7 protein-coding genes and 6 tRNA genes are annotated in these 9165 nt (G+C 34.5%); 10 read left to right on the top strand and 3 right to left on the bottom strand.

The annotated features are described in order from the left end of the window. Positions 1–42 precede the first annotated feature (42 nt). The 10 genes from KA900_RS11470 to glmM all read left to right on the top strand — a co-directional run bounded on the left by KA900_RS11470 (position 43) and on the right by glmM (position 5182). Positions 43–117 (top strand) — tRNA-Asn (locus KA900_RS11470). Between the two features lie 3 nt (positions 118–120). Continuing rightward, positions 121–192, top strand: a tRNA-Glu gene (locus tag KA900_RS11465). Positions 193–205: 13 nt separating this feature from the next. Then, positions 206–281: transfer RNA gene (locus KA900_RS11460), tRNA-Val, on the top strand. A gap of 18 nt (positions 282–299) precedes the next feature. After that, positions 300–383, top strand: a tRNA-Tyr gene (locus KA900_RS11455). 4 nt (positions 384–387) lie between these two features. Further along, positions 388–462: transfer RNA gene (locus KA900_RS11450), tRNA-Gln, on the top strand. A 3-nt stretch (positions 463–465) separates the two neighbouring features. Next, positions 466–538: transfer RNA gene (locus KA900_RS11445), tRNA-Lys, on the top strand. A gap of 381 nt (positions 539–919) precedes the next feature. Further along, positions 920–1825, top strand: a complete 906-nt coding sequence (gene rocF / locus KA900_RS11440) for an arginase (protein ID WP_096808731.1) — start codon at positions 920–922, stop codon at positions 1823–1825. A gap of 234 nt (positions 1826–2059) precedes the next feature. Further along, the gene (cdaA, locus tag KA900_RS11435; protein WP_096808732.1) at positions 2060–2866 is read left to right on the top strand and encodes a diadenylate cyclase CdaA; all 807 of its coding nucleotides are present in this window, start codon (positions 2060–2062) and stop codon (positions 2864–2866) included. Position 2867: 1 nt separating this feature from the next. Next, positions 2868–3800 (top strand): CdaR family protein, encoded by a 933-nt coding sequence (locus KA900_RS11430; protein WP_096808733.1) that lies wholly within the window; start codon positions 2868–2870, stop codon positions 3798–3800. A 26-nt stretch (positions 3801–3826) separates the two neighbouring features. After that, the gene (gene glmM / locus KA900_RS11425) at positions 3827–5182 is read left to right on the top strand and encodes a phosphoglucosamine mutase (protein ID WP_103373151.1); all 1356 of its coding nucleotides are present in this window, start codon (positions 3827–3829) and stop codon (positions 5180–5182) included. Positions 5183–5565: 383 nt separating this feature from the next. On the opposite strand, the gene KA900_RS11420 is transcribed toward glmM, so the two are convergent. From KA900_RS11420 to KA900_RS11410, 3 genes are read right to left on the bottom strand one after another with little or no spacing between them, the layout of a single operon-like run. After that, positions 5566–6669: a mannitol-1-phosphate 5-dehydrogenase gene (locus KA900_RS11420; protein ID WP_207573038.1), complete on the bottom strand. Its 1104-nt coding sequence runs from the start codon at positions 6667–6669 to the stop codon at positions 5566–5568. Then, entirely contained in the window at positions 6669–7103 is a 435-nt protein-coding gene (locus KA900_RS11415) for a PTS mannitol transporter subunit IIA (protein WP_096808736.1), read from the bottom strand. Before KA900_RS11415 ends, KA900_RS11420 begins: the two co-directional genes overlap by 1 nt. A gap of 5 nt (positions 7104–7108) precedes the next feature. Beyond that, a complete protein-coding gene (locus KA900_RS11410) occupies positions 7109–9142 on the bottom strand; it encodes a BglG family transcription antiterminator (RefSeq protein WP_096808737.1) in 2034 nt (677 codons plus the stop codon). Positions 9143–9165: the final 23 nt, after the last annotated feature.

Below are 9165 nucleotides of genomic sequence, written 5' to 3'. Positions count from 1 at the left end.
CGTTCCGCAAGAGTAGGACGTTGCCAGGCAATATATCATTATTCCACAGTAGCTCAGTGGTAGAGCTATCGGCTGTTAACCGATCGGTCGTAGGTTCGAGTCCTACCTGTGGAGCCATATGGCCCCGTGGTCAAGCGGTTAAGACACCGCCCTTTCACGGCGGTAACACGGGTTCGAGTCCCGTCGGGGTCATTTATTACATATTGGAGGATTAGCTCAGCTGGGAGAGCATCTGCCTTACAAGCAGAGGGTCGGCGGTTCGAACCCGTCATCCTCCACCATCGTTAATTTAATAGTACGGAGGGGTAGCGAAGTGGCTAAACGCGGCGGACTGTAAATCCGCTCCTTCGGGTTCGGCAGTTCGAATCTGCCCCCCTCCACCATTTATGGGCTATAGCCAAGCGGTAAGGCAACGGACTTTGACTCCGTCACGCGCTGGTTCGAATCCAGCTAGCCCAGCCATTAGAGCCATTAGCTCAGTTGGTAGAGCATCTGACTTTTAATCAGAGGGTCAGTGGTTCGAGCCCACTATGGCTCACTATGAAGCACTTCTCAAAAGAGAAGTGCTTTTTTGTTATATATTATAACAACGAACTCATTTTAGAAAAATATGATTTCTTTTTAACTATTTTTTAATATATAAACATATCATCAAAGAGAAAGTGAATGCTATATTCTCAGTGTTAGTTAGAAATAGCGTAAAGCATACAAATAAAATTTGCATATTTATTTATACATTTTATTGACTAATAAAATAATGAAATCGATAGTAAAAGGGTTTATGTTGAATGATAAACCACTTTATTGATTTTATATGTAAGAATGGCCAATCGAAGAAAAAATGCTGTTTTAGCAATCCTTGAAATGTTGAATTCTTTAGATTATTCTAGAAACATATGACAACAAAGGGGTTTTAAAAATGAATAAAACAGTAGAAATTATTGGGGCGCCATCCACATATGGTCAAAGAAAATTAGGAGTTAACCTTGGTCCAGATGTAATTCGATATGCAGGTATTGAGGAACGTATTAAAGCAATAGGGCTAAATGTGAAAGATTCTGGTAATATTACGGTACCTAAAATCGATTTGGAAAAATTTAATTCAGAGCAAAAAGGATTACGTAATTTAGAAGAAATTATAGAAACATCAAACACGTTGAGTGATGCAGTTTCTAACAGTATTGAAAATAATCATTTTCCACTTATTTTAGGCGGAGATCACTCAATCGCTATTGGTTCTATATCAGGCGTTAGTAAGCACTACGAAAACCTAGGTATTATATGGTATGACGCACATGGTGACCTAAACATCCCTGAAGAGTCGCCGTCAGGAAATATTCACGGTATGCCATTACGTGTACTTGCAGGCGAAGGTGATGAGCGTTTGGTTAATATCTCAAATTATTCACCAAAAATTAAACCTGAAAACATTGTGCTTATCGGCATGAGAGATTTAGACGAAGGAGAAAGACGTTACATAAAAGAACATGATATTAAAACATATACAATGGCTGAAGTTGATCGTTTTGGTATTAAACAAGTGATTGAAGACACGATTGAGTATTTACAAACTAAAACAGATGGCATCCATTTGTCACTTGACGTAGATGCGCTAGATCCTGTGGAAACGCCAGGTACTGGTACTAGAGTGCTTGGTGGGTTAACGTACAGAGAGAGTCATTTTGCATTAGAATTATTACATAATTCTAAATGTATTACTTCTATGGATTTAGTAGAGGTTAATCCACTTATTGATCATAATAATGATACGGCGAAGCAAGCTGTATGCTTAGTAGGTAGTTTCTTTGGTGAAACATTATTGTAGAAACTACAACTAAGTTCAAGATAGAGATCATATCTTCTAAAAACGTAAAATACTACTTTTTCTAAGCGCTCTTACGCGGCGGGACAGCAAAGTCATTTTAAATATGATTTCTGTCTCGCTTTTTGCTTTTAATAAAACATTAATTTTTATTTCAAAATTTTATACTTAATATGACAGTTGACGTTATGATTGGTATAATATATAACATGGGAACAGATAACCGGAGGAGATGTTATGGATTTATCCAACTTTTTTGATGATTGGAGTACGGTCAAAATAATTGCAGGCGTACTCGACTTACTCATAGTATGGTATGTACTTTATCTTCTCATCACAGTTTTTAAAGGTACAAAAGCGATTCAATTACTTAAAGGTATTGTCGTAATTGTAATCGGCCAACAAGTGAGTAAAATGTTAAATTTAACAGCTACATCTCGTTTGTTTGATTTAGTGATACAATGGGGTGTATTAGCTTTAATCGTTATATTCCAACCTGAAATCAGACGTGCTTTGGAACAGCTTGGCAGAGGCAGTTTATTTAAACGTTATTCAACGAGTTTAAATAGTGATGAAGATAAACTTATTTCGTCAGTTTCAAAAGCAGTACAGTATATGGCTAAACGCCGTATAGGCGCGTTAATAGTCTTTGAAAAAGAAACAGGATTACAAGATTATATAGAAACAGGGATCCCTATGAATTCTGACATTTCTCAAGAATTATTAACCAATGTGTTTATACCTAATACGCCTTTACATGACGGTGCGATGATTGTCCAAGAAAATAAAATCGCAAGTGCTGCAAGTTATTTACCATTATCTGATAGTGCTAAAATCGCTAAAAGTTTAGGTACTAGACATAGGGCTGCAGTAGGTATTTCTGAAGTTTCAGACGCATTTACAGTGGTAGTTTCTGAAGAAACAGGATCTATTTCTGTCACATTTGATGGAAAATTAAGAAAAGACATTTCTAATGAAGCATTTGAAGAATTATTAGCTGAACATTGGTTTGGCACACACTTTCAAAAGAAAGGTGTGAATTAAAATGTTAGAAAGTAAATGGGGATTAAGACTAATTGCTTTTGTATTAGCACTTGTGTTTTTCTTATCAGTAAACAATATGTTTGGTAATATCTTCAACGCAGATCAATTAGGACAAAAGTCGACTGAAACATTGCAAGATGTCCCAGTTCAAGTTAAGTATGATAGCAAATCATTATATGCTAGCGATGTACCTAGCAAAGTGGATGTAGAAATATCTGGGCCACAGTCTCAAGTTCTAAAAGCTGAAAATAGTGATAATGTTAAAGCTGTGCTCGATTTAGGTAATAAAAAAGCTGGAAAACATACTACACAATTTCAAGTAAATGGTTTAAATGAAGATATTGATTATACTGTTAAGCCGAAAGAAGCAGCAGTAAGTCTTGAAGAAAAAGTGACTAAAAAGCTCAAAGTAGAACCTGATGTTAGCAGCAATGATTTAGATCCTAACTATAAAGTAAGTGATCAAAGTGTGTCACCTGAAACAGTTAAAGTGACTGGTGGTCGTAAGCAAATTGATAAAATTGCATATTTAAAAGCTACGTTTAAAGATAAAGATAAAATCACTCAAGATACTACAGATATTGCACGTATCACAGCTTTTGACAGAAAACTTAATAAGATTAACGTGTTGATACAACCAAATGAAGTTAATTTAAGTGTCAAAGTAGAAGACTATAGCAAAAATGTTAAAGTTAAAACGAAAGCTGTAGGTGCTTTACCTAATGGTAAAGATTTAGATGATATTAAATTAGATGATGATGAAGTTGAAATATTTGGTAATAGAAATGACATTCAAGGCATTGATGAAATAACTGCTGAAGTGGATTTAGATGGCGTTACAGAGTCAACAGACAGGAATGTTAATTTTAACTTACCAGAAGATGTTTCAAAGGTGAATCCGAAAGAAACGACAGCAAAAATTACTATTAAATAGATTTTTTAATAAAGGAGATATAAATCATGGCAAAATATTTTGGTACAGATGGCGTAAGGGGCGTTGCAAATAAAGAATTAACGCCCGAACTTGCCTTTAAATTAGGACGTTTCGGTGGATACGTGCTAGCACATAATGAAGGTGAAAAACATCCCAAAGTACTAGTTGGTAGGGATACTCGTGTTTCTGGTGAAATGCTTGAATCTGCATTGATTGCTGGGCTGATTTCTATTGGTGCGGAAGTCATGCGTTTAGGCGTCATATCAACACCAGGTGTAGCATATTTAACTAGAGAAATGGAAGCTGAATTAGGTGTCATGATATCTGCTTCTCATAACCCTGTACCAGATAATGGTATCAAGTTTTTTGGGTCAGATGGTTTTAAGTTATCTGATGATCAAGAAGAAGAAATTGAACAATTATTAGATCAAGAAAATCCAGATTTACCTCGCCCTGTAGGCGAAGACATTGTACATTATTCTGATTACTTCGAAGGCGCACAGAAGTATATAAGTTATTTAAAATCAACTATTGATGTTAACTTAGATGGTATGAAAATCGCTCTAGATGGCGCACATGGTTCTACGTCATCATTAGCACCATTTTTATTTGGGGATTTAGAGGCTGATACTGTAACTGTAGGTTGTAACCCCAATGGATATAACATAAATGACGATGTTGGTTCCACGCACCCAGAAACATTAGCACAAAAAGTCGTTGAAGAAGAATGTGATTTTGGTTTAGCGTTTGATGGTGATGGTGACAGATTGATTGCTATTGATGAAAACGGTGATGTTGTTGATGGCGACCAAATCATGTTTATTATTGGCCAAGCGATGAGTAAAAACCAAGAATTAAACAATAATATGATTGTATCAACAGTTATGAGTAATTTAGGTTTCTATAAGGCTCTCGAAAATGAAGGTATTCAATCTAATAAAACAAAAGTTGGAGACCGATACGTTGTTGAAGAAATGCGTAGGGGAGATTATAACTTAGGTGGAGAACAATCTGGCCATATTGTATTAATGGACTACAATACGACTGGTGATGGTTTATTAACAGGCGTTCAGTTAGCAAGTATTATTAAAATGACTGGTAAGCGTCTAAGTCAACTTGCAAAACAAATGAAAAAATATCCACAATCCTTGGTTAACGTTCGTGTTACAGACAAATACCGCGTAGAAGAAAATATAGATGTCCAAGAAGTCATGACAAGAGTTGAAGTAGACATGAATGGAGAAGGGCGTATATTAGTTAGACCTTCAGGAACAGAGCCATTAGTAAGAGTCATGGTTGAAGCAGCAACTGACGAAGACGCACAACGTTATGCGCAAACGATTGCTGATGTAGTAAAAGAAAAAATGGGTTTAAATGAATAAGATAATTATTAAATAACATGATGCTGTCAACGCAGTTACAAATTTTTGTATGAGTAACTGTGTTGGCAGTTTTTTACTATTGAAAATGATTTATAAGCTATACAAATAGTATTTGGATGTAACTTTAATTTTAGGAACAACGACATCTTGTGCTTCATCTATTAAGCTATATGATTAGATTAGACAAATATATTTTTTAATAACTCCTGCACAATTTGTATCGCTATCTTGTTTAATTTCAGTTATGATTTTAAAATTAAAAGAGAGCTAAACCCATTACGGATTAGCTCTCTTATTTTGAGACTAGATATTTATGTTTTACCCTCTTACTTTAAATAGGGTGTTTAGGTCCATCTCGATACTTACGTTGTATTATTATATTATTACAGTACATTGTAAGCTTTAACGATTTCAGAAACTAATTGGTCATCAATTTTAGCATAATCTTTTAAGAATGCTTCGATGCCATGTTCTTTAATATAGTCATTTTTTTCTACTGTTTCTTGGTCATTTGTATCATCGTATTTTAGAAGTAACGCAGCAGCTTTAACTAAAGCGTCATGTTTTAAATTATTCTGATATAAGTAATTTAATGGTTTAACAATTCTATCTTGTGGTCCAATTTTACGGATTGTTCCACGTCCTACACGTGTTATTTCATCTGAAAGATTAGGGTTTTTGAAACGCTCGATGATTTTCTCAACATATTGTGCTTGTTCTGCCACTGTAAAATCAAATTGATTTGTAATATATTGGCTTGTTTCTTCAAGTACGCGTTCTAAATCATGTTTAATATGAGCATCTTTCACTGCATCTAAAATGGTTGGTTGGCCAAAAAATCTACCAGCGTAAGCTAAGAAAGCATGCCCTGTGTTTACTGTTAATAACTTTCTTTCAATGTATGGCGTTAAGTTCTCAACATATTTTATATGATTTAATTCGGGACCAAACCATGCATCTTTTTCTACGACCCATTCGTAGAAAGGTTCAACTACCACATCTAAAATGTGCTCATTGGTTTGTAGAGGAACAATTCTATCAACTGCTGAGTTTGCAAAATGGATGTGATCACCTAAAGGGCCAGTGATATCTAATATCGCATCTTTTAAAGTATTCGTTGCCATAATTGCATTTTCACAAGCAACAATGTTTACTGGGGTTTCTTTTTCTTTTAAATAGGGCGCAAATGTTTTGGCAATAATAGGTAAAACATTGACGCCTACTGCAGTAGTAATTAAATCCGCTTCTAATACTGCTTGTTTTAAACTTTCAGAAGGTTGTCCTGAATTGATGGCGTCCACATTATGCACGCGAGTCGTTGTATGTGCTTGATCTGCTAGGATAACGTCATATTCATGTTTAGCATCTAAAGCATCGATAATTTCAGCATTAACATCTGCAAATGTAACTTTAATATCATTATCAGCTAAAATATAACCTATAAAGCCTCGGCCAATGTTACCAGCACCAAAATGTAATGCTTTCATTATGCGTCAGCCTCCTCAAATACTTGTTTGATCTCCTCTGCTGAAGACGCGTTAATGATACGTTCTACGTTTTCTTCTTCGCTAAATGTAATCGCAATTTTAGATAATAAGTCTAAGTGTTCCCCATCTTTACCTGCAATACCAACAACGACTTTAACTTCTTCTCCATCCCAATCTACACCCTCAGGAATTTGGATTAAAGTTAAACCAGATTTTAGTACACTTGTTTTTGCTTCATCTGTACCATGTGGGATTGCTAAGCCATTACCCATAAAAGTAGTAACAACTTGTTCGCGATCTTTCATTGCTTGAATATAATCTTCTGTGACAGCACCAGTTGAAACTAATGCTTGCCCTGCTTTTTCAATTGCTTCATTTTGATCTTCTACCGTTTGGTTAATAAAAATATTGTCATTGCTAAATAATTCGCTCATATTATTCACTCCATGTTTAATTGATTTTGTAGTTGTTTCAAATAACTTTGTTTTAAAAACACTAATAATTGTTCAGGCTTTTCCATAAAATGATCAATATCATCAAGATATTCTGCCATTTTACCAGATAAATCACTGACAAGTTGTGCCATGGTATCATCTGGGGGGATAAACATATTTAATAAATATGTTACAGAAATACTATCATTTTGATTATTATTAAGCGACAGAGGTTTCTCTAAGATGGTAATTAAAATAAATGGTTTTTGTATTAAATCACTTTTAATATGTGGCATTGCTATGGGATAGGGATCTAAAACAAAACTCTGTACCTCCATTCGTTGCTTAATAAGATCAGCGAATGACTGTTCATCATCAATAATTTGATGTTTTAATAATTGGTTTGTTAAATAAGTAATCCAATTTGTAATATTTGTATAATCTATATAAACAGAATCTATTACTTCTAAACCTTTACGAATATAATTCAATTGATACTCAGGATTTGAAATAGTTGTATTTGTGTCGTCAACCATTTGCATTTGAGATTTATTATATTGTTGCGTATTTAGAAAAGCAGCTACATGATTTATATCTGCGTCTGGTAATAATGGATTAACTGTTAAATAGGGTGATTTAGTATCTAAATTAACTGTTGAAATAATAGCGTCATATTGGTCAAAATCGATTGAATTCAGCTCACCAACAGATGCTTGGACTGTTTGTTGAATTTCACTAAAAGTCTGTTGTAATCGTGTAGCGAGTAAACGACTTGTACCGATACCGCTACTGCAAACGACAAGCACCTTATAAAATGGTGTTGCTTGCTTTTGAATTGCACCACCAAAATGCAAGACGATAAATGCAATTTCACTATCTGGAAATTTAAAGTTTGGCCAAGTTTTAAGTAAGCCTTGATGAACACTTTCAAATAGTCTTGGGTATTTGTGTTTAATCATATCTGTTAAAGGATTGTATGTTTCAATGTTGGCATTTAGACGGTTGATTGCAGGTATGATATGCAATTTCAAACCTTCACTTAATGTTTTCCAATCTTTAAATGTTTGCTGAGATACGTTTGATACATGTTGAATGAGTTGTTCAATTAGATCTTGGTCTTTTTGGTTTTTAAATACTTCAGTAGATTCTTTACGTTTAGCGCCACGTAAATGAATTGTGATAAAAGTTATTTCTGCCTGATTGAACGCAACACCGTATATGTGTTCCAGGTGTAATGCTAAAGCTGATGCAATTTGATGCTCAAAGGTATCTTTGACGCTGTTATAGATATCTTCATTTAAAGCTACATATTCTCCCTTAAGCATTCGATCAATACTAAGTACGATGTGTACAGTCAGTGTTAAATAACTAGATTCTGTTAAAGAATAGGGTAGTTGGCCTAAATGGTCCATTAGAATTCGTTCTACTTGGAAAATTTTATCGATATCAACCATTGGTAATTGTGATTGATTAATCGATTGATACACGAAGTGATTTTCAATTACCGAGTAGACACTCGTACTATTTAAGTTATTGACCATTAATTGACTTAACAGTTCTCTTTTTTTAGATTCAGCGCCATATAGGTGAATCCCTTCACCACGTTTTTTCTGTAGTGATAATTGATATTGTGCTAGTTCTGTATCTAATTCGTCTAGTAATTTAGCTAAAGTTTGAGTGGAAACACCAATTTCTTGAGCCAAGCCATATTGCTTGATTGGTTCTTTGGCCTGAATGAGTGCGTACAAAATAATTACTTTTTGTTCTTCTTGTGATAGGTCGATCGTATTTTGTTGAAGTAATTCTTTTTTTAATGCTCGAATAGCTTGTTGATTACTCGATAATTGTAATCCTTTTTTAGTGACACGCTCTAAAGTAATGTTGAAGTGTTCCAAAAATAATTCTATAGATTTTAATTCTCTATGAATAGTACGAGAGGATACAGCTAAATGTTGAGCAATGTCATAAATCGTGACATATTGACCGTGATACTTAATTAACATTTCGATAATTTCTTTTTCACGCGTACTCAAAAACATAGCCATACCCTCCAGTACAATTT

Source organism: Staphylococcus sp. GDY8P120P (genome assembly GCF_017892065.1).
In the GTDB taxonomy this organism is placed as follows: Bacteria; Bacillota; Bacilli; order Staphylococcales; family Staphylococcaceae; genus Staphylococcus; species Staphylococcus nepalensis.
Note: the sequence above shows the minus strand (reverse complement) of the source record. Positions and strands in the feature narration are given on the sequence as shown.

Bases quoted from the DNA above. Each gene is read 5' to 3' on its own strand.
- KA900_RS11420 (WP_207573038.1), bottom strand. From the start codon at position 6,669: ATGAAAGCATTACATTTTGGTGCTGGTAACATTGGCCGAGGCTTTATA.
- rocF (WP_096808731.1), top strand. From the start codon at position 920: ATGAATAAAACAGTAGAAATTATTGGGGCGCCATCCACATATGGTCAA.
- KA900_RS11430 (WP_096808733.1), top strand. From the start codon at position 2,868: ATGTTAGAAAGTAAATGGGGATTAAGACTAATTGCTTTTGTATTAGCA.
- cdaA (WP_096808732.1), top strand. From the start codon at position 2,060: ATGGATTTATCCAACTTTTTTGATGATTGGAGTACGGTCAAAATAATT.
- glmM (WP_103373151.1), top strand. From the start codon at position 3,827: ATGGCAAAATATTTTGGTACAGATGGCGTAAGGGGCGTTGCAAATAAA.
- KA900_RS11410 (WP_096808737.1), bottom strand. From the start codon at position 9,142: ATGTTTTTGAGTACGCGTGAAAAAGAAATTATCGAAATGTTAATTAAG.
- KA900_RS11415 (WP_096808736.1), bottom strand. From the start codon at position 7,103: ATGAGCGAATTATTTAGCAATGACAATATTTTTATTAACCAAACGGTA.